Source organism: Marinobacterium marisflavi (assembly GCF_982447095.1).
The window spans coordinates 2,829,341-2,850,401 of the sequence record NZ_OZ457898.1 but is presented as its reverse complement, the minus strand read 5'-3'; the positions used below and the strand labels follow the sequence as shown (position 1 = coordinate 2,850,401).

The window sequence follows — 21,061 nt, the reverse complement described above, 5'->3', positions numbered from 1 at the left end:
GGCGTATTATACAGCCCCCGTAATATTCACAGTCCGGAGAGTCTTAACGTGATCAAAGTTGGTATCGTAGGCGGCACAGGTTATACCGGTGTAGAGCTGCTTAGAATTCTAGCGAATCATCCAGAAGTACGTGTCGAAGTGATCACCTCACGTTCCGAAGAGGGGATCAAGGTCGCGGATATGTTCCCTAACCTGCGTGGTCACTATGATCTTGCTTTTAGCGTACCGGACGTAGAGACCCTCTCGGCTTGTGATGTGGTCTTCTTTGCGACTCCACACGGTGTTGCGATGTCTATGGCACCAGCGTTGGTCGAACGTGGTGTTCGTATTATCGACTTGGGTGCGGATTTCCGTATCAAAGATGTGCCGCTGTGGGAGAAATGGTACAAGCTCGACCACAGCTGTCCCGATCTGGTTGAAAAAGCTGTTTACGGGCTGCCGGAAGTGAATCGCGATGAGATCAAAGATGCTCAGCTCGTTGCTTGCGCGGGCTGCTATCCAACCGCAACGCAGCTAGGTTTTCTGCCACTGCTAGAGCGTGGATTGATTGATCAACGCAGACTGATTGCAGATTGTAAGTCAGGTGTGAGCGGTGCAGGTCGCGGTGCGAGCGTTGGCTCTCTGTTATGTGAGTCTAGCGAGAGCATGAAGGCGTACGGTGTGCCCGGTCATCGTCATCTGCCTGAGATTCGCCAGGGCCTGACACTGGCTGCGGGCCGTCCAGTTGGGTTGACCTTTGTACCGCATCTGACGCCGATGATTCGTGGTATTCACGCGACTCTCTACTCGGTGTTGAAAGACCCAGTAGATTCAGGACTGCAGCAACTGTTCGAAGAGCGCTACGCTAACGAGCCGTTCGTTGATGTGATGCCGGCAGGAACCCATCCTGAAACCCGCAGCGTAAAAGGCTCAAATGTGTGCCGAATCTCGGTTCACCGCCCGCAGGATGACGACACCGTCGTGGTTCTGTCGGTAATCGACAACCTAGTGAAGGGAGCGTCCGGCCAGGCTGTGCAGGTAATGAATATTATGTTTGGTCTGGATGAACGTGCCGGATTGGGAATTGTTGGCTTAATGCCGTAATTCTTGACTAAATTACTAGGTTTTGTAAAACTCTGAGCAATAGCATTTAACGAGGCGATAAAACGTGTCTGTTGATCTTACATTCACCGACTCTGCTGCAAACAAAGTGCGTACTCTGCTTGAAGAGGAGCAGAACGACAATCTGAAACTGCGTGTGTTCATCACCGGTGGCGGTTGTGCGGGCTTCTCATACGGGTTTACCTTCGACGAAGATGTTGCCGAAGATGACACCGTAGTCGAGAATTCGGGTGTCACGCTGGTTGTCGACCCGATGTCGTTTCAGTACCTTGCGGGCGCAGAAGTTGATTACAAAGAGGGTCTTCAGGGCTCTCAATTCAGTGTAAGGAACCCCAACGCAACTACCACCTGTGGCTGCGGATCCTCCTTCTCTATCTAACTCCTAAATGCCGGCACTCTGCCGGCATTTTTGTCTTTACAGAGTGAACAAATGAATACATATCGTATCGCGGTGTTGGCCGGTGATGGTATCGGCAGAGAAGTTATGCCTGAGGGTATCCGTGCTTTAGACGCAGTTGCCGGTAAGTTTGGTTTTCAGCTCGAGTGGGATCACTTCGACTTCGCATCCTGTGACTACTACCTGGAGCACGGACGAATGATGCCCGAGAACTGGAAAGAGTTGCTCGGTGACTACGATGCGATCTACTTTGGCGCGGTTGGCTGGCCAGAAAAAGTGCCAGATCATATCTCTCTGTGGGACTCGCTGATTCAATTCCGTCGCCAGTATGATCAGTATGTCTGCTTACGCCCGGTTAAATTGATGCCGGGCGTGCCCTCGCCACTGGCCAATCGTAAGGTCGGCGATATCGATTTCTATGTGGTGCGTGAAAACTCAGAGGGAGAGTACTCTGCCGTAGGGGGTATCATTGCCGAGGGAACGGAGAATGAGACGGTGCTGCAGGAGTCGGTATTCACTCGCAAGGGTACGGATCGTATTCTCAAATACGCTTTTGATTTGGCGATGAAGCGCGACCGCAAGCACGTTACATCAGCAACTAAGTCGAACGGCATCGCTATCTCTATGCCCTGGTGGGACAAGCGTGTTGAGGAGATTTCGAAGGAGTACCCTGAGGTAAGCACCGACAAGTATCATATCGATATTTTGACGGCCCAGTTCGTGATGAACCCACAGTGCTTTGATGTGGTGGTGGCATCGAACCTGTTTGGCGATATTCTGTCGGATCTGGGGCCCGCATGTACCGGCACTATCGGCATCGCGCCGTCTGCGAACATCAATCCCGAGCGCAAGTTCCCATCGCTGTTTGAACCGGTTCACGGCTCCGCACCAGATATTTACGGTAAAGGGATCGCCAACCCCGTCGGTATGATCTGGAGCGGCGTCATGATGCTGGAGCACTTGGGTGAAAAGGTTGCAGCGGACCATCTTATGCAGACGATCGAAACGGTGCTTGAGACCGGGCCACGAACACCTGATATGGGCGGAACCGCATCAACAGTTGAGTTGGGTGTGGCGATAGCTCAGGCGATTTAGCGATTAACTGAATTATCTACTTTGGATAGTGGGCCCCAAGTATCCTGGGGCCTGCTGCTCCAGTTACCTCAGGTAAGTTGCCTGCTTTACGCTCAATATTCTGTTTTGCTAGCCAGGCAAACGCGACTGCCTCGAGGTGGCTTGATGGCCAGCCGAGTTCATCACTGAGTTGCACTTCTATGCTCGGCAGTAGCTCTGAGATCCGTTTCACTAACAGGGTGTTCTGCGCCCCCCCACCGCAGACAATCAGGCGTTTTAGCTGCGAGCTCAAACAGTTACAGATCGTAAGAGCGGTGAGCTCAAGTAGGGTGCGTTGCACATCGGCTGGGTGCAGATCTGGGTGGTTGCTTAAATGCCTCGATAACCAGTCATAATTGAACAACTCACGCCCAGTACTTTTGGGGGCTGAGCGCATGAAATAGCCCTCAGAAAGAAAACGGGTTAATAGTGAATCGCTCACAGAGCCCGATGCAGCCCACTCACCACCCGCGTCAAAACTTGTACCCAAACTCTTCTCAACCCATGCGTCCATCAGCGTATTTGCCGGGCCTGTGTCGAAGCCGCTCACCGAGCCATCGGTCTCAAACAGGCTCAGATTTGCTATGCCTCCCAGATTTAGCAGCCCAACAGGACGCTGAGTCTCTCCGATAAGGTATTGATGAAACGCGGGTACCAGCGGAGCTCCCTCTCCACCTGCAGCCATATCGCGCCGGCGGAAATCGCCGATGACATCAACACCGGTCCTTTCTGCTAGTAGGCTTGGGTTTGCCATTTGAAATGTGGCGCCCAGATCCGGCCTGTGACGCAGTGTTTGGCCATGGAAGCCAATGGCACGGATCTGGTCAGCAGCGGAATGCGTCTTTATAAAGTGGCATGTGGCTTGAGCACAGAATCCGCTGTAGTCCTGATCTAGTTGCAGTAAATCATCAAGCAGCATCGGCGTATCAGTACAAGCGGAATTGATACGTGTGCGAAGGTTGGGCGGGAACGGGTGCTCGGCTGTCGCTAGAATTTCGAGTTTAGGGGAAAAGCGGCACAGCGCGATATCGAGTGCATCGACGCTAGTGCCGGACATTAATCCTATGAAGAGATCGGTCATTAGCCGTTGCTGTTATCGCTGCTGATCTCAGCCAACTGCTCTATAGCCTTCATCTGTAGCTCAGCTACTAGCTGTGATGTTTGTGCTTTGAAACGAGCCAGCTCATTCTTGGGAATCGGCTGAGCCACAGGAAGCTTCACAGTCATCGGGTTTTTATGCACTCCGTTGACGCGGAATTCGTAGTGGAGGTGAGGGCCAGTAGCAGTTCCACTCATACCGACATAACCGATCGTCTGCCCCTGCTTCACTCTGGTTCCTGATGTAACCTTGGGATGGTACTTGCTCATGTGGGGATAGAGGGTGGTGATATTGCCCCCATGCTGCAAGATGACAGTACGGCCATATCCGCCCTTTGTACCGCGCCAGATAACTTTTCCGTCACCAGAGGCTTTGATGGGCGTACCGGTTTTTGCTGCATAGTCAGTACCACGGTGTGGACGCTTAATGCCGAGTACGGGATGATGACGTTGAGGTTTAAAGCCTGAACTGATGCGGCGGAAGTCTACCGGCGAACGTAGGAAAGCTTTGCGCATACTGCGACCGTCTGGTGTAAAGAAATTGGTGTCACCTGCAGAGTCGGTGTAGCGAACGGCAGCAAAGGTATCGCCGTTGTTAGTGAACTCTGCTGCTAGAATGTTGCCTTCGCCAATCTTTTTGCCGTCGAGGTACTTCTCTTCATAAAGCACACGGAATTGATCACCCTTGCGGATATCCAACGCGAAGTCGATATCCCAGCCAAAGATCTGTGCCAACTCCATGATCTTACTGTCGCTGAGTCCTGCACGCTGCGCACCCAGATATAGTGAACTTTGGATATCACCACTAACAAAGTGAGTACGAATTTCGGGCGTGCGCTCGATCGTGTTCAGATCGTAGCCTTCGCCATTGTGTATAAATTCGACCGACTCGAGCTTGCTCTTCACTAAACGCAGTCGGTCTAATTCGCCCTCTTTAAGGGCTAGTTCCAGTACTTGGCCGGGGCGGATGCGGGTCAGTAGTTTCTCTTTATCGCTCTGGCTCACTTGGTAAACGTCGCGTGCGCTAAGGCCTGCGCGTTTAAAGATCTTGGTGAGATTGTCTCCTGAGCGAACTTTGAACTCCTGCCAGTTTATCGCTTGTTCAACGGGCGCATCAGGTATGGCCGCTAGCTCTGTAGTCGGCGCGTCTTTCTCCAACTCAACGGCAGGCAACTCTGCAATCGCCTCTGCCGATTCAACGCGTGCAGCTGGCGCCACGCTGGCAGCGGTTTCGGCGGGTTTTATCAACTGCACCTGGTTGCGAGTGGCCTCGACATCCTGTGATGGGAGCATGGCTGCAACAAAAACACTGACCGCAGTGAGCGTACCTGCCAGTGCTAGATGAACTTTGGGAAAGCTCTTGGCCTTCTTGAATAACTGTTTCGACAAGGTAAATACCTGATTAGTCAACTGCATCTAATCGCTTAGACCACCCATTATATATAAGTTCCCTCATATATGTATTTTGTCACAGCTAGATCCTATCTTTTTTGATCTGAGAGGGCAAAGTTGTGGGTTTGTAAGCTATGAGCGCAAAGAGTAAAATCTGCGCCCTCTAAACTTTTGTGACAATCCGAGTAGGTAAAATGACCACAGATACGGTTTCCCTGATAGATGAGCTGCAGGCACGCGGCCTGATCTCCCAGATGAGTAGTGAAGATGAGCTGCAGGAGCACCTCAGGAACAACTCTGTAACCCTCTATTGTGGTTTTGACCCGACCGCGGACAGTCTGCACATCGGTAGCCTTGTGCCGTTGCTAACTCTGCGACGTTTTCAGCAGTTCGGTCACAAGCCGCTGGCGCTCGTGGGTGGCGCAACGGGTCTCATTGGCGACCCAAGCTTTAAGGCGCAGGAGCGTAAGCTTAACGATGACGATACCGTTGCCGGTTGGGTAGAAAAACTCAAAGCACAGGTTAGTCGCTTTATAGACTTTAACTGCGGCGCTAACTCTGCAGAAGTGGTTAACAACCTAGATTGGACACGCGGTGTTGATGTGCTGTCGTTTTTGCGGGATGTCGGTAAGCACTTCTCGGTTAACCAGATGATTGCTAAAGAGTCGGTCAAACAGCGTATCGATCGGGAAGGCGCGGGTATCTCGTTTACCGAATTTACCTACATGATTCTGCAGTCATACGATTTCCAACAGCTGAATAAGTCTCATGCCTGTACTCTCCAAATCGGCGGATCGGACCAGTGGGGTAATATCACCGGCGGTATTGACCTCTCTCGTCGTATGAATGGTAACCAGGTGTTTGGTATTACTCTGCCATTGGTGACGAAAGCCGACGGTACGAAATTTGGTAAAACCGAGTCGGGCACGATTTGGCTAGATGCAAACAAGACATCACCTTACGCTTTCTACCAGTTCTGGTTGGCAACTGCAGATGCTGATGTCTACAAATTCCTGCGCTATTTCACCTTCCTAGATGTAGCTCACATCGCAGAGATCGAAGCTGAAGATCAGGCTGCAGGCGGTCGTCCACAGGCGCAGCGTATTCTTGCTGAAGAGATGACGCGATTGATTCACGGTGAAGAGGCGCTACTCGCTGCGCAGCGTATTACTGAATCTCTCTTTTCGGGCGATCTAAGCGGCTTGAGTGAGGCAGATTTCGATCAGCTTAAACTTGATGGCCTACCTTCAAGCGAGCTGCCGGCGAACCTCGCTGAGATTCCAATGACTACGCTGTTGTCAGACGCTGGGTTAGCACCGTCAGGAAAGCAGATTAAAGATGCGTTGGGTCGCAATGCGGTTCTAGTTAATGACCGCGCATGTGGTAATGACGACATCATGAACGCGGCGTCTGTTTTCGCAGCTGACCAGGGTCGCTACGATCGTTACTTCCTAGTGAAAGTGGGTAAGAAGAAACATCATCTCTTCTACCGCTAAACTTATTTGGAATTTTTTTACAAAAGTGGTTTTCGCCGCTTGACTTAAAAATCCGGCGCGGTAATATACGCGCCTCGCTTGGGGAGACAGCGGCAACGCGGTCTACCGGACACAAGCAACGCTCTTTAACAAATAGATCAAGTAATGCGTGTGGGCGCTTGTCAGGATTAGGCAACAAAGCTTAATCAAGACAAGCAACCTATATGTGAATTCATTTAGCGTAATGTTTTTCTTGAGCAGATTTAGATGGAAGGCCTTCGGGTTTGAAATCGAAAACTTTTAACTGAAGAGTTTGATCATGGCTCAGATTGAACGCTGGCGGCAGGCCTAACACATGCAAGTCGAGCGGTAACAGGGATAGCTTGCTATCTGCTGACGAGCGGCGGACGGGTGAGTAACGCGTAGGAATCTACCTAGTAGTGGGGGATAAGCCAGAGAAATTTGGTCTAATACCGCATACGTCCTAAGGGAGAAAGGAGGGGATCTTCGGACCTTTCGCTATTAGATGAGCCTGCGTAAGATTAGCTAGTTGGTGAGGTAAGAGCTCACCAAGGCGACGATCTTTAGCTGGTCTGAGAGGATGATCAGCCACACTGGGACTGAGACACGGCCCAGACTCCTACGGGAGGCAGCAGTGGGGAATATTGGACAATGGGGGCAACCCTGATCCAGCCATGCCGCGTGTGTGAAGAAGGCCTTCGGGTTGTAAAGCACTTTCAGATGTGAGGAAAGGTGAGTAGTTAATACCTGCTTACTGTGACGTTAACATCAGAAGAAGGACCGGCTAACTCCGTGCCAGCAGCCGCGGTAATACGGAGGGTCCGAGCGTTAATCGGAATTACTGGGCGTAAAGCGCGCGTAGGTGGTTTCGTCAGTCAGATGTGAAAGCCCAGGGCTCAACCTTGGAACTGCACCTGATACTGCGGAACTAGAGTACGATAGAGGGGAGTGGAATTTCCGGTGTAGCGGTGAAATGCGTAGAGATCGGAAGGAACACCAGTGGCGAAGGCGACTCCCTGGATTGATACTGACACTGAGGTGCGAAAGCGTGGGGAGCAAACAGGATTAGATACCCTGGTAGTCCACGCCGTAAACGATGTCAACTAGCCGTTGGGTAACTTGATTACTTAGTGGCGCAGCTAACGCGATAAGTTGACCGCCTGGGGAGTACGGTCGCAAGATTAAAACTCAAATGAATTGACGGGGGCCCGCACAAGCGGTGGAGCATGTGGTTTAATTCGAAGCAACGCGAAGAACCTTACCTACTCTTGACATCCAGAGAACTTTCCAGAGATGGATTGGTGCCTTCGGGAACTCTGAGACAGGTGCTGCATGGCTGTCGTCAGCTCGTGTTGTGAAATGTTGGGTTAAGTCCCGTAACGAGCGCAACCCTTGTCCTTATTTGCCAGCACTTCGGGTGGGAACTCTAAGGAGACTGCCGGTGACAAACCGGAGGAAGGTGGGGACGACGTCAAGTCATCATGGCCCTTACGAGTAGGGCTACACACGTGCTACAATGGCCGGTACAGAGGGCTGCGAACTTGCGAGAGTAAGCTAATCCCAGAAAACCGGTCGTAGTCCGGATTGCAGTCTGCAACTCGACTGCATGAAGTCGGAATCGCTAGTAATCGCGAATCAGCATGTCGCGGTGAATACGTTCCCGGGCCTTGTACACACCGCCCGTCACACCATGGGAGTGGACTTCACCAGAAGTAGCTAGCTTAACCTTCGGGAGGGCGGTTACCACGGTGGGGTTCATGACTGGGGTGAAGTCGTAACAAGGTAGCCGTTGGGGAACCAGCGGCTGGATCACCTCCTTAAACGATAGCCGAGTCCTGGCAAGCGTTCACACGCATTACTTGATCGAATGTAAAGAGAGCAAAATGTTGTTCGCAGCAACTCGAGCCGAGCAAGCTTTAGCAAGATTAGCTCGAGTGTATGCCGAGATAATAGGCCTATAGCTCAGCTGGTTAGAGCGCACCCCTGATAAGGGTGAGGTCGGTGGTTCAAGTCCACTTAGGCCTACCAATTTTCCGATTCTCTTCGTTGGTTTGATCGTCGCATAGCAGGCTATGCTTCCTCACAAACCGCCTCGATAATCGAAAAATTATGCGAACAGCGATACGGTTATAACGCCGTAGTTCGAAACCTTAAATTAAAGGTCGAGAACGCAGGATTTTTGAGGCTCTACAAGGCGCACGCCAGAGCGATCGAAGGAGTGTACATCAGGTACACGACTGAGAGAGCGACAAGTGCAACGCAGTAGAGGCACAAAAAGACCAGTTATCGAGGGGCTATAGCTCAGCTGGGAGAGCGCCTGCTTTGCACGCAGGAGGTCTGCGGTTCGATCCCGCATAGCTCCACCATTTCACGCATCTCTGCGTTGAAGGATTCGTCGCATAGCTAACTATGCTTCCTCACCCTTCGCCTTGATCTGCGCAAAATGGTGACTGAACGAACTCTAAAGAATACGCATCCTAAGATGTTTATCTTTTAGAGTTTTTTAACGAATGCTCTCAAGGTTTTAGCGCTGTATTTTTAGGATTAATTGAGGCGCACGACAAACGAAAGAGGGAGCGTACACCAAGTACGTGACCGATTGAGTGCGAAGTGCAACGAAAAGTAAGCCTAAAAAGACAAGCTAAACGCTCTTTAAAAATTTGGATCTGAAAAAGTCGTGCTAATTGACCTACTCTAGCCGGGTAGGGTGTTAGCACAAGATTGTCTTGTATTGTTTTGATACAAGCGCCAACCGGCGTAATCAATCGTTACGAACCATTCAGTTGAACAGACACCTTCGGGTTATATGGTCAAGTGAATAAGCGTGCACGGTGGATGCCTTGGCAGTCAGAGGCGATGAAGGACGTTGTAACCTGCGAAAAGGTTCGGGGAGCTGGTAAACAAGCTTTGATCCGGACATGTCCGAATGGGGAAACCCACCCGCTTGCGGGTATCTCTTTACTGAATATATAGGTTTAGAGAGGCGAACCTGGGGAACTGAAACATCTAAGTACCCAGAGGAAAAGAAATCAACCGAGATTCCCTTAGTAGCGGCGAGCGAACGGGGACCAGCCCTTAAGCTGTTTAAGTCTTAATAGAACACTCTGGAAAGTGTGGCCATAGTGGGTGATAGCCCCGTATATGAAAAGTCTTTTACAGTGAAATCGAGTAGGACGGGACACGTGTTATCCTGTCTGAATATGGGGGGACCATCCTCCAAGGCTAAATACTCCTGACTGACCGATAGTGAACCAGTACCGTGAGGGAAAGGCGAAAAGAACCCCTGTGAGGGGAGTGAAATAGACCCTGAAACCGTGTACGTACAAGCAGTGGGAGCCGACTTAGTTCGGTGACTGCGTACCTTTTGTATAATGGGTCAACGACTTACTTTCAGTAGCAAGCTTAACCAGTAGGGGAGGCGTAGGGAAACCGAGTCTTAATAGGGCGCATAGTTGCTGGGAGTAGACCCGAAACCGGGCGATCTATCCATGGGCAGGTTGAAGGTTGAGTAACATCAACTGGAGGACCGAACCGACTACCGTTGAAAAGTTAGCGGATGACCTGTGGATCGGAGTGAAAGGCTAATCAAGCCCGGAGATAGCTGGTTCTCCTCGAAAGCTATTTAGGTAGCGCCTCATGTCTCACCTTGGGGGGTAGAGCACTGTTTCGGCTAGGGGGTCATCCCGACTTACCAACCCGATGCAAACTCCGAATACCCAAGAGTGCAATCATGGGAGACACACGGCGGGTGCTAACGTCCGTCGTGAAAAGGGAAACAACCCAGACCGCCAGCTAAGGTCCCAAAGTTCTAGTTAAGTGGGAAACGATGTGGGAAGGCTCAGACAGCTAGGAGGTTGGCTTAGAAGCAGCCACCCTTTAAAGAAAGCGTAATAGCTCACTAGTCGAGTCGGCCTGCGCGGAAGATATAACGGGGCTCAAACTAGACACCGAAGCTGCGGATGCCTTAGGGCATGGTAGAGGAGCGTTCTGTAAGCCGTTGAAGCGGAAGCTGTAAGGCACCGTGGAGGTATCAGAAGTGCGAATGTTGACATAAGTAACGATAAAGGGAGTGAAAAACTCCCTCGCCGGAAGACCAAGGGTTCCTATCCAACGTTAATCGGGGTAGGGTGAGTCGACCCCTAAGGCGAGGCTGAAAAGCGTAGTCGATGGGAAGCAGGTTAATATTCCTGCACCTCGCATAACTGCGATGGAGAGACGGAGAAGGCTAGGCTAGCGCGGCGTTGGTTGTCCGCGTTTAAGGATGTAGGCTGAGGAGCTAGGTAAATCCGGTTCCTCTTAAGGCTGAGATCTGATGACGAGCTTCTATATGAAGTGAAGTAGTTGATGCCCGGCTTCCAGGAAAATCTTCTAAGCTTCAGGTTATGTGGGATCGTACCCCAAACCGACACAGGTGGTCAGGTTGAGAATACCAAGGCGCTTGAGAGAACTCGGGTGAAGGAACTAGGCAAAATGGCACCGTAACTTCGGGAGAAGGTGCGCCGGTTTTGGTGATGGGACTTGCTCCCTAAGCTGAGGCCGGTCGAAGATACCAGGTGGCTGCGACTGTTTATTAAAAACACAGCACTCTGCAAACACGAAAGTGGACGTATAGGGTGTGACGCCTGCCCGGTGCTTGAAGGTTAATTGATGGGGTTAGCTTAGGCGAAGCTCTTGATCGAAGCCCAAGTAAACGGCGGCCGTAACTATAACGGTCCTAAGGTAGCGAAATTCCTTGTCGGGTAAGTTCCGACCTGCACGAATGGCGTAACGATGGCCACACTGTCTCCACCCGAGACTCAGTGAAATTGAACTCGCTGTGAAGATGCAGCGTACCCGCGGCTAGACGGAAAGACCCCGTGAACCTTTACTATAGCTTCACACTGAACTTTGACCTTACTTGTGTAGGATAGCTGGGAGGCTTTGAAGTGGAGACGCCAGTCTTCATGGAGCCAATCTTGAAATACCAGCCTGGTAACGTTGAGGTTCTAACTCAGGTCCCGGAACGGGATCGAGGACAGTGTGTGGTGGGTAGTTTGACTGGGGCGGTCTCCTCCCAAAGAGTAACGGAGGAGCACGAAGGTACCCTCAGGCTGGTCGGAAATCAGCCAATGAGCGCAAGAGTATAAGGGTGCTTGACTGCGACACAGACACGTGGAGCAGGTACGAAAGTAGGTTCTAGTGATCCGGTGGTTCTGTATGGAAGGGCCATCGCTCAACGGATAAAAGGTACTCCGGGGATAACAGGCTGATACCGCCCAAGAGTTCACATCGACGGCGGTGTTTGGCACCTCGATGTCGGCTCATCACATCCTGGGGCTGAAGCCGGTCCCAAGGGTATGGCTGTTCGCCATTTAAAGTGGTACGCGAGCTGGGTTTAGAACGTCGTGAGACAGTTCGGTCCCTATCTGCCGTGGGCGTTTGAGATTTGAGAAGAGTTGCTCCTAGTACGAGAGGACCGGAGTGAACGAACCTCTGGTGTTCCGGTTGTCACGCCAGTGGCATTGCCGGGTAGCTACGTTCGGACGGGATAACCGCTGAAAGCATCTAAGCGGGAAGCCCCCTTCAAGATGAGATCTCACTGGACCTTTAAGGTCCCTAAAGAGCCGTTCAAGACTAGGACGTTGATAGGCTGGGTGTGTAAGCGTTGTGAGGCGTTGAGCTAACCAGTACTAATTGCTCGTGAGGCTTGACCATATAACGCCAAAGTTGTCTGAGGTGTGCTGATTAGAGGCGCATCAAGATGAACAACTGAGTGGTTTAAGATTGATTACGGTTGTAGCTTGTAGCAAACCAATACAACAGAAAGACAAACAGACTTTTTCACTGATCTGACTTAATAGGGTCAGACAGACAAGATCCGAATTCGCTAGTAGCAGTGCAGAGCAGCAGCGAAGCACATAGAAAGCGCAAAACTAGCAACCAGTTTTGCCTGGCAACAATAGAGCCGTGGAACCACCTGATCCCATCTCGAACTCAGTAGTGAAACGCGTCATCGCCGATGGTAGTGTGGGGTTTCCCCATGTGAGAGTAGGTCATTGCCAGGCACCTAACATTAAGAAACCCCAGTAGGCCATGCCTGCTGGGGTTTTTTAATGTTTGGGGCATTGATTCTCTCTTCACTACAATCGGGTCCATGTGACCACGCATGCACCGAAGGTGCAGCGGGGAGGCGCCAGCGGCGTCACGAAGTGATTGCGAACAGCGTTCGCAACCTAAAGTAGGTCAACCCCAGGAACTCCACATCCAACTACCACCGAGTTGGTCGCCCAACGGCTGGGTTGTCGCTCACTAAAGTGAGCTTCTACAGAAGTGTTTCCCGTACGTGCTTCTACGGCTAGGGCGTCGCCTTTCGCGCATCCATGCGCTCGGCGACATAAAACCATCCTGGTTTTAATTGCCGATCGCTGCGCGATCCCTTATCCCGATACTCCTCGTCTTCAGAAGTTACGCTCCGAGCTATAAAACCCAACCGGTAGGTGTCCTGAGACTCTTGATTTACATGGATGTAAATCACGAAGCGATACAGGGATGCTTTAAGCGGGTCTCAGGATGCCTGCCGGTTGGGTTACCCAGAGCTAAGCTAGTTCAGTTCGTTTCTAGGTCTACCACTATCGTATGCGTTCCCTACGGCATCGCCTTCCGTGCATCCATGCACTCGGCGATGTAAAACCGTCCAGGTTTTAAGCGGGTCTCCCTGAACTAAGCAAACTCTAAATAGACCCTATTGATAGCCTCTGATTCGCCGCCAAACGCGACCATCGATGACAACCAACGCTGCTGCAATCACCAGCGCACCGGTAATTTGATGCAAGCTCAGTTGGTCGTTCATTACTAGCCAGCCGAGGAAAGATCCCGATACAGGTACAAGCAAAGTTACCAGCATAGCGTTACTTGCACCTGTCTCGGTGATCAGCCGGAAGAAGATCACATATGCCCATGCAGTAGAGAGGACGGATAGGGCTAAGACTGACGCGATGACGTTGAGATCGGGTAGCTCTGCTGGTATTGCGGGTCCTATAAAGGGTAAGAGTAAGCCGAGTATCAAAGTTGAGGAGATGAGCTGGCAACCTGCAGACTGTAGTGGCGGGGTGCTGGAAAGGTGTCGTTTGGCCCAGAGCCCAGAGAAACCGTAGCTTATTGCCGCACTGGTACTAAAGAGAATTCCTTTTGTTGCTGAGTCGAAAACTAGGTGTGTTGGATCTACTAGGATGATTACGCCGCAAATGCCCACTAGAGCACCCAAGAGTTTGTTCGGTACCAGCTTTTCTGCTCCTGCCGCGGCTAGAATCAGGAAGGTAAAGACCGGTGTTGTGGAATTTACGATTGAGGCTAGGCTCACTGATATCTCCGTCTGGGCATAGAAGATAAAGGTGAACGGAATAACGTTGTTGAGCGCCCCCATAACCAGAAAGGGCTTCCAGCCCGATAGGTTTGTGGGCAACGCAACACCCATCACTCTAAGCACAACCAGCATGACCGCAGCGGCGATCGCTACACGCATGAAAACTAAGTGTAGCGGAGCTATCTGTTCAACCGCGATGCCGATAAATAGAAACGATCCACCCCAGAGTACGGATAGGAGTACCAATAAGCCGAATTGCTGTCGGGTCATCTATCAGGTCTCAGCCCAAAAAGTAACAGGACCATCGTTAGTGAGGCTGACTTGCATGTTGGCACCAAAGCGTCCGGTCTGGACGTTTAGACCTGTCTCCTTGGCTTTACTGACAAAGTATTGATAGAGCCGTTGGCCCTCAGCTGGGGTGGCTCCTTTTGAGAAACCCGGTCGCATCCCTTTTGCAGTATCTGCAACGAGTGTGAACTGAGATACAACCAGTAGTTCACCTTGGATATCCTGCAAACTTAGGTTCATCTTGCCATGATCGTCGCCGAAGATGCGGTAATTGTGCACTTTATGTAGCAGCTTCTCCGCTTTGACTTCGTTATCTTCGCGCTCCACGCCAAGAAGTAGCAGAATACCGCCTCCGATCTCTCCAACAGTCTCTCCATCTACCTCAACTTTTGCAGCGGATACGCGTTGAATCAGTCCTTTCATGCATCCCGCTCCAGGTTGGCGAACTGGTCAGTAATCTGAATCAGTCGGTCAGTGATGCCAGGCTCGAAGGCTGAGTGACCGGCATCACGTATGATGTTGAGCTCTGCTTCAGGCATCGCTTGGTGAAGGAGATATGCCTGTTCGATAGGGCAGACAACGTCATATCGACCATGCACGATCCAGGTCGGAATGCCTTTTAATTTATCGGCACTCTTAAGCAGAGCATTGTCCTCAAGGAATGAGTTGTTAATGAAGTAGTGCGCCTCGATCCGTGCCATTGCCAATGCAACGTGCGGATCACCAAAATGGTCGACTAGATCAGGGTTGGGGTGGAGCGTCGAACAGCGACCCTCCCAAACAGACCAAGCCTTGGCAGCGGCCATACGCGCAATTTCATTTTCGCTGGTTAGGAGTTCGTAGTATGCCGGCAAGATGGAATCTCGTTGCTCCTCTGCAATTGGAGCGATGTACTCCTGCCAGTAGTCTGGGAATATATGGCTAGCCCCATCCTGATAGAACCAATCGATATCGCGTTTACGGCAAAGGAAGATGCCGCGTAGCACCAGCCCCTGCACCCGCTCTGGATGAGTCTGCGCATAGGCTAGACTGAGCGTTGAGCCCCAACTGCCACCAAATAGTAGCCATGTGTCTATGCCAAGGTGCTCGCGGATTAACTCCATGTCGGCAATGAGTGCCTGGGTGGTGTTGTTGCTCAGCGAGCCGTGTGGCGTAGATTGACCGCAACCGCGCTGATCGAACAAAATAATGCGGTAGGCCTCAGGACTGAAAAAGCGCCTGTGATCCGGCGAGCAGCCGCCACCGGGACCGCCATGCACGAAGAGCACGGGAATACCGTCTGGATTGCCAGACTCTTCCAGATGCAAATTGTGCTCAGAGTCTACGCTGAGCATCTCAGTTTGGTTGGGTTTTAGTTCTGGATATAGTGGTCTCATTCTACCGGTAGTCCTGCCTCTTTGAGCCGTTGCTTACGAATCTCAATCAGTCGATCGATCTCTGCACACTCATCTTCATTGGCATCGGTTTTTAATCCCTCAACGATCGCATAATTAATGCGTGTTTTGTGCAGGTCGAAAAAGTCGGTCAGTGCTCGTGCAACTTCCAAACGTTTTTCCGGATAGAGCGCTACAAAGCTCTCCATCAGTTCGCCCGCGCGCTTAGGTAGTTTTAGGACCATCTGCAATGCAACTTCGTTGGCACGCAGATTGGTTGAATCAAACATCGTCTTGATAAGTGCTCGAGGATTCTTCGGGTCCTGTTTTAGGGCTTCAATCAGCAATTTGAGTGCCGGTTCAGCGATCTCCGCTGCAACATACTCTTCCAGCGGCGGAACCGAGGCTGGGTTGGTAGTGACCTGGTAGGGCTGGGCTGGCTTGAGACGCTCTGTTCGAATAAAGAGTTTACGTACTAGAAGGAATGCCATCAGCAGCATATGCAGGGCGATGACGTAGAAGTAGAGCCAGATCTCAGTAAAGGCAGTCATCAATGTACCGGCAATGATCGGCCCTACTACACCACCAACACCAAGTAGAATCTGCATTGTGCTTGTTGCAGGCAGCGCCTCTTTGGTGTCGATATGGTCGAACACCTGCGTGACCGCCAGCGGGAAGATAGCAGCGCCCGCTCCGCCTGATAGCAGGAAGAAAATGACGACCAGACTTGTCGGTAGGTTGGAGTAGTAGTCCAAGATAATCACGGCATTTGATAAGACGCCGACGAGCATCAGGCCGGATCCAACGGTACGCTTATCGAAGCGGTCAGCGAACCAGCCTGTAGGGTACTGTGTTAGTAGGCCACCAAGCAGGTAGGAGCCAAGAATCACTGATAGAAGCACGCCGCTGAAGCCGCGCTCATAGGCGTAAAGTGCTATCAATGAAACGCTAGCTGAACCGATTGAACCTGCAATCAGACAGGAGAAAGTGCCCGAGGGTGAGTAGTTCCATAGTTTTTTCAGTGCCATGGCCCGTGCGCGTCCCGGCAATTCAGGTTGGGGCATACGGCTCATAGCCATAATGATCAGCGCGACTGCCAATACGGCGCTCACTAGGCCGTAGAGGCGAATATCCCCTTGTCCTGTTTTCTCCATGAGGAAGGGTGCCGAGCCAAAACCAAGGGCAAAAAAGATCTGGTAGACGCTGAATAGCTTGCCTCGGTTACTGCTGTCGCTCATTACGTTTAGCCAGCTCTCTAGTGTGATAAAGCTAGTGATAAAACAGAAACCGGCAATCACTCGCAGTGCAGAGATCAGTATGAACGAGTCCATGAACGAGTGGGCTATCGAGACGATTGAGAGTGTTGCCGCCATGCTGGCAAAGGCTCGTATATGGCCGACTCGATTGACGACCTTGGAACCGAATAGGCCTGCAGCAATTGAGCCTGCCGCGAACATACCCATCGCAAAACCGACTTGCGAAGAGTCCAGCCCTGCCTGCTTCATCTGCAGCGGCAGTATCAGGAAGAAGAGATTGTGGCTCATCGCCATGCCGATAATCGAGAAGAAGATCGGGCTGACGCGATAGAAAATAGAGTTGGCCATTGGCAATCCTAGCGAACAGAGTTGGTGCAAGTATCAGACTTGAGTCTACTCTTCAGGCTAGTGCATTTCAGCATAAAAAAACGGCGAGTAGCCGCTAGGGCCGCTCGCCGTTTTCTCCACTTCTGAGAGAGTTACTTCTTGGCGCGCTTGCGCTCGTTCTCTTTCAGTAGTTTCTTGCGGATGCGAATGCTCTCTGGTGTTACTTCCACCAGTTCGTCATCTTCGATGAAGTCCAGCGCCTGCTCCAGTGAGAAGCGGATCGGCGGTGTCAGAACGATATTCTCATCGGTACCTGATGCGCGAACGTTGGTAAGCTGCTTACCCTTAGTTGGGTTAACGACCAGGTCGTTATTGCGGCTGTGGATACCGATGATCATGCCTTCGTACACGTCGATGTTAGGACCGATCATCAAGCGGCCACGCTCCTGTAGATTGAAGAGTGCAAAGCCGAGCACCTTGCCCTTAACCATAGAGACCAGTACACCGTTGTTACGGGTAACTGTTTCACCCTCTTTAACCGGACCGTAGTGGTCAAAGACTGAAGTCATGATGCCGGTGCCCGAAGTCATTGTCAGGAACTGGCTACGGAAACCGATCAGACCACGTGACGGAGTCATGAACGTCAGGCGCACACGGCCTTTACCATCCACTTCCATATTGGTCATATCAGCGCGACGTTTGCCGAGCTCTTCGATGATAGAGCCCTGGTGCTCCTCTTCGACGTCGATCATAACGACTTCGTAAGGTTCCTGAATCTGACCATCAACCTCTTTCTGGATTACCTCTGGACGTGATACGCCAAGCTCGAAACCTTCACGACGCATTGACTCGATCAAAACCGATAGGTGCAGCTCGCCACGACCGGAAACACGGAATTTCTCGGGAGAGTCGCCATCTTCAACGCGCAGCGCAACGTTGTGTATCAGCTCGCGTTCAAGACGCTCTTTGATGTTTCGGCTGGTGACGAACTTGCCTTCCTGACCTGCGAATGGCGAGTCGTTCACCTGGAAGGTCATTGATACAGTTGGCTCGTCAACTGAGAGAGCTGGCAGCGCTTCGACCAGTTCTGGATCACAGAGGGTGTCGGAGATGTTGAGCTCGTCCAAACCTGTTACACAGACGATGTCGCCCGCCTGAGCGTTGTCGACATCGACACGCTCTAGACCGTGGTAGCCCATGATTTTCAGTACGCGACCCGCACGCACCTTGGCGTGGCTGTCGATGACTTTTACCGGAGTGTTGGTTTTAACTTTGCCGCGAGTAATACGGCCGACACCGATTACACCGAGGAACGAGTTGTAGTCCAGAGCTGATATCTGCATCTGGAAGGGGCCGTCGACGTCAACACGCGGTGCTTCAACATATTTTACGATGGCCTGGAATAACGCATCCATATCTTCGCCCATCGCTTCGTGGTCATCGCCAGCGATACCGTTGATTGCGGAGGCATAGACAACGGGGAAGTCGAGCTGCTCATCAGTCGCGCCGAGGTTGTCGAACAGATCAAAAACCTGATCCATAACCCAGTCTGGGCGAGCGCCTGGGCGGTCGATTTTATTAATAACCACGATTGGCTTGAGGCCTCGTGCGAAAGCCTTCTGCGTTACGAAACGGGTCTGCGGCATTGGGCCATCGACCGCGTCTACAAGCAGTAGAACCGAGTCGACCATCGACAGTACGCGCTCTACTTCGCCACCGAAGTCGGCGTGTCCCGGAGTGTCAACGATGTTGATGCGGTAATCGTTCCATGTGATGGCTGTGTTTTTCGCCAGAATGGTGATGCCGCGCTCTCTCTCCTGGTCGTTAGAGTCCATGACACGTTCAGCGCCCTCGTCGCGGCGGCCAAGGGTGCCTGACTGCTGCAGAAGTTTGTCGACAAGCGTGGTTTTGCCATGGTCGACGTGTGCGATGATGGCGATGTTGCGTAAGTTTTCGATCACGAGGATATTCCTGAATATTAAGTGCGCGAAATTATACGCTCCTAACCCTCGCGGCGCGACCTAAATGCCCAGTTAATTGAGGTATATGGATTCACGAAAATAGTGCAAAAAATTCTACTGAGAGTATGATATTGCACCAGATCTGAATGCGACTCATACGCGCCGCACTATAATAGTGCAAATGTAGCTGTCGTGTTCAATATTGGTGCAATATTTTGCTCGCTCTGAGGGCGCAAATCGCTCCAACTGTTGATCTTAAAGCTGTTTGAGGCGGTTGGCATACTGCTTGCTTATATCCCAGCGCGTTTTTAAACAGCACGCTCACGCAGAGCGTAACTAAGCTAATAAGTCTGGCAATACCTGGAATGGAGAGAGCCAATGTCCAAGACTCTGGATCTGATTAAAGAAACTGGTGCTAAGTGGGTTGACCTACGTTTTACTGATTCACGCGGTAAAGAGCAGCACGTAACTATTCCTACTCACGAAGTAGGCGAGAACTTCTTCGAAGAAGGTAAAATGTTTGATGGCTCTTCCATCAACGGTTGGAAAGGCATTAATGACTCTGACATGATCCTTCTTCCAGACGACTCAGCGACTATCGTTGATCCGTTTTCTGAAGATGCAACTGTTATCGTTCGTTGTGACATCGTTGAGCCGGCTACTGGCCTGGGCTACGAGCGTGACCCACGTTCTGTTGCTAAGCGCGCAGAAGAGTACCTGAAATCTACTGGCATCGCTGACAGCGCTATGTTCGGTCCTGAGCCAGAGTTCTTTGTATTCGACGAAGTTCACTTCCACGCTGACATGTCAGGCTGTGGTTACTCTGTATCGTCTGAAGAAGCTGCTTGGTCTTCTAACCACAAGTTTGAAGGCGGCAACACTGGCCACCGTCCACGTGTTAAAGGCGGTTACTTCCCAGTACCACCAGTCGATTCTCTGCACGATATGCGTGCGGCTATGTGTGATGCCATGACCGCTATGGGTCTGCACGTAGAGGTACACCACCACGAAGTTGCTACTGCTGGTCAGTGTGAGATCGGTGTTGCGGGTAACACGCTGGTTAAGAAAGCTGACGAAGTTCAGATTCTTAAGTATGCAATCCACAACGTTGCTCACGCTTACGGCAAAACTGCTACCTTCATGCCTAAGCCAATCGTTGGCGACAACGGTTCTGGTATGCACGTACACCAGTCTCTGTCTAAAGATGGCAAGAACATCTTTGCAGGCGACGCTTATGCTGGTCTGAGCGAAGAAGCTCTGTACTACATCGGTGGTATTATTAAGCACGCTAAAGCACTGAACGCTCTGTGTAACCCAGGTACTAACTCATACAAGCGTCTGGTACCAGGCTTCGAAGCTCCAGTAATGCTGGCGTACTCTGCACGTAACCGTTCAGCGTCTATCCGTATTCCATACGTGACTAGTCCTAAAGGCCGTCGTATCGAGACTCGCTTCCCTGATCCAATCGCTAACCCATACCTGTGCTTCGCAGCGCTGATGATGGCTGGTCTGGACGGTATCCAGAACAAGATCCACCCTGGCGATGCAGCTGACAAAGACCTGTACGACCTGCCTGCTGAAGAAGCAGCTCAGATTCCACAGGTGTGTGGCTCACTGGAAGAAGCTCTGGACGCACTGGAAGCTGACCACGAGTTCCTGACTCGCGGTGGTGTTTTCACTGAAGACATGCTGGCCGCTTACATCGAGCTCAAGCGTGAAGAGTGTCTGAAAGTTAGCACTACTACTCACCCAGTAGAGTACGATCTGTACTACTCAGTATAAGACCAATACTGAATCGAAAAGCCCAGCTTATGCTGGGCTTTTTTGTATCTATCCCACCTCCGTATCAATCAACGAAGCGCTATTTTGGTGCGACCTCACTCGCCTTATTTTCGCTGTGCACTATAATGGTGCATG

Annotated in this window: 12 protein-coding genes, 2 tRNA genes and 3 rRNA genes; 10 read left to right on the top strand and 7 right to left on the bottom strand. The window is 51.4% G+C overall.

Annotated features, from left to right (window positions below; translation table 11 throughout):
* Nucleotides 1-48 precede the first annotated feature (48 nt).
* From argC to AC1WNR_RS14005, 3 genes are all read left to right on the top strand, one after another.
* Nucleotides 49-1,083, top strand: coding sequence for an N-acetyl-gamma-glutamyl-phosphate reductase (gene argC, locus AC1WNR_RS14015; protein WP_481645108.1), 1,035 nt, complete (start codon nt 49-51; stop codon nt 1,081-1,083).
* Between the two features lie 64 nt (nt 1,084-1,147).
* Nucleotides 1,148-1,480, top strand: coding sequence for an iron-sulfur cluster insertion protein ErpA (erpA, locus tag AC1WNR_RS14010; RefSeq protein WP_481645107.1), 333 nt, complete (start codon nt 1,148-1,150; stop codon nt 1,478-1,480).
* A 51-nt stretch (nt 1,481-1,531) separates the two neighbouring features.
* On the top strand, nt 1,532-2,593 hold the full coding sequence (locus tag AC1WNR_RS14005; RefSeq protein WP_481645106.1) for a tartrate dehydrogenase: 1,062 nt from the start codon (nt 1,532-1,534) through the stop codon (nt 2,591-2,593).
* A 16-nt stretch (nt 2,594-2,609) separates the two neighbouring features.
* Here AC1WNR_RS14005 and AC1WNR_RS14000 read toward each other — a convergent pair whose 3' ends face one another.
* Both AC1WNR_RS14000 and AC1WNR_RS13995 read right to left on the bottom strand, forming a co-directional pair.
* Nucleotides 2,610-3,692, bottom strand: a complete 1,083-nt coding sequence (locus tag AC1WNR_RS14000) for an anhydro-N-acetylmuramic acid kinase (RefSeq protein WP_481645105.1) — start codon at nt 3,690-3,692, stop codon at nt 2,610-2,612.
* Nucleotides 3,692-5,125: an OapA family protein gene (locus tag AC1WNR_RS13995; RefSeq protein ID WP_481645104.1), complete on the bottom strand. Its 1,434-nt coding sequence runs from the start codon at nt 5,123-5,125 to the stop codon at nt 3,692-3,694. Before AC1WNR_RS13995 ends, AC1WNR_RS14000 begins: the two co-directional genes overlap by 1 nt.
* A gap of 170 nt (nt 5,126-5,295) precedes the next feature.
* Here AC1WNR_RS13995 and tyrS point away from each other — a divergent pair, with 170 nt between their 5' ends.
* The 6 genes from tyrS to rrf all read left to right on the top strand — a co-directional run bounded on the left by tyrS (nt 5,296) and on the right by rrf (nt 12,641).
* Nucleotides 5,296-6,597, top strand: coding sequence for a tyrosine--tRNA ligase (gene tyrS, locus AC1WNR_RS13990; protein WP_481645103.1), 1,302 nt, complete (start codon nt 5,296-5,298; stop codon nt 6,595-6,597).
* A 280-nt stretch (nt 6,598-6,877) separates the two neighbouring features.
* Nucleotides 6,878-8,417, top strand: a 16S ribosomal RNA gene (locus tag AC1WNR_RS13985).
* A 131-nt stretch (nt 8,418-8,548) separates the two neighbouring features.
* Nucleotides 8,549-8,625, top strand: a tRNA-Ile gene (locus AC1WNR_RS13980).
* Nucleotides 8,626-8,887: 262 nt separating this feature from the next.
* A tRNA-Ala gene (locus AC1WNR_RS13975) sits at nt 8,888-8,963 on the top strand.
* Nucleotides 8,964-9,405: 442 nt separating this feature from the next.
* Nucleotides 9,406-12,291, top strand: a 23S ribosomal RNA gene (locus tag AC1WNR_RS13970).
* 234 nt (nt 12,292-12,525) lie between these two features.
* A 5S ribosomal RNA gene (gene rrf / locus AC1WNR_RS13965) occupies nt 12,526-12,641 on the top strand.
* The 16S, 23S and 5S rRNA genes sit together here with 2 tRNA genes alongside, the layout of an rRNA operon.
* 677 nt (nt 12,642-13,318) lie before the next feature.
* On the opposite strand, the gene AC1WNR_RS13960 is transcribed toward rrf, so the two are convergent.
* From AC1WNR_RS13960 to typA, 5 genes are all read right to left on the bottom strand, one after another.
* Nucleotides 13,319-14,209, bottom strand: a complete 891-nt coding sequence (locus tag AC1WNR_RS13960) for a DMT family transporter (RefSeq protein ID WP_481645102.1) — start codon at nt 14,207-14,209, stop codon at nt 13,319-13,321.
* 3 nt (nt 14,210-14,212) lie between these two features.
* Nucleotides 14,213-14,650: a D-aminoacyl-tRNA deacylase gene (gene dtd / locus AC1WNR_RS13955; protein WP_481645101.1), complete on the bottom strand. Its 438-nt coding sequence runs from the start codon at nt 14,648-14,650 to the stop codon at nt 14,213-14,215.
* A complete protein-coding gene (gene pip, locus AC1WNR_RS13950) occupies nt 14,647-15,603 on the bottom strand; it encodes a prolyl aminopeptidase (protein WP_481645100.1) in 957 nt (318 codons plus the stop codon). The genes dtd and pip overlap by 4 nt, the downstream gene beginning before the upstream one ends.
* Nucleotides 15,600-17,204, bottom strand: coding sequence for an MFS transporter (locus AC1WNR_RS13945; protein WP_481645099.1), 1,605 nt, complete (start codon nt 17,202-17,204; stop codon nt 15,600-15,602). The genes pip and AC1WNR_RS13945 overlap by 4 nt, the downstream gene beginning before the upstream one ends.
* Before the next feature lie 131 nt (nt 17,205-17,335).
* Entirely contained in the window at nt 17,336-19,144 is a 1,809-nt protein-coding gene (gene typA / locus AC1WNR_RS13940; RefSeq protein ID WP_481645098.1) for a translational GTPase TypA, read from the bottom strand.
* Nucleotides 19,145-19,522: 378 nt separating this feature from the next.
* Here typA and glnA point away from each other — a divergent pair, with 378 nt between their 5' ends.
* Nucleotides 19,523-20,926 carry a glutamate--ammonia ligase gene (glnA, locus tag AC1WNR_RS13935; protein WP_481645097.1) on the top strand — a complete coding sequence of 468 codons (1,404 nt, stop codon included), beginning with the start codon at nt 19,523-19,525 and terminating at the stop codon, nt 20,924-20,926.
* Nucleotides 20,927-21,061: the final 135 nt, after the last annotated feature.

Coding starts and splice junctions, on each gene's coding strand:
- glnA (WP_481645097.1), top strand. CDS start 19,523: ATGTCCAAGACTCTGGATCTGATTAAAGAAACTGGTGCTAAGTGGGTT.
- tyrS (WP_481645103.1), top strand. CDS start 5,296: ATGACCACAGATACGGTTTCCCTGATAGATGAGCTGCAGGCACGCGGC.
- AC1WNR_RS13995 (WP_481645104.1), bottom strand. CDS start 5,125: ATGCAGTTGACTAATCAGGTATTTACCTTGTCGAAACAGTTATTCAAG.
- pip (WP_481645100.1), bottom strand. CDS start 15,603: ATGAGACCACTATATCCAGAACTAAAACCCAACCAAACTGAGATGCTC.
- AC1WNR_RS13960 (WP_481645102.1), bottom strand. CDS start 14,209: ATGACCCGACAGCAATTCGGCTTATTGGTACTCCTATCCGTACTCTGG.
- dtd (WP_481645101.1), bottom strand. CDS start 14,650: ATGAAAGGACTGATTCAACGCGTATCCGCTGCAAAAGTTGAGGTAGAT.
- AC1WNR_RS14000 (WP_481645105.1), bottom strand. CDS start 3,692: ATGACCGATCTCTTCATAGGATTAATGTCCGGCACTAGCGTCGATGCA.
- AC1WNR_RS14005 (WP_481645106.1), top strand. CDS start 1,532: ATGAATACATATCGTATCGCGGTGTTGGCCGGTGATGGTATCGGCAGA.
- AC1WNR_RS13945 (WP_481645099.1), bottom strand. CDS start 17,204: ATGGCCAACTCTATTTTCTATCGCGTCAGCCCGATCTTCTTCTCGATT.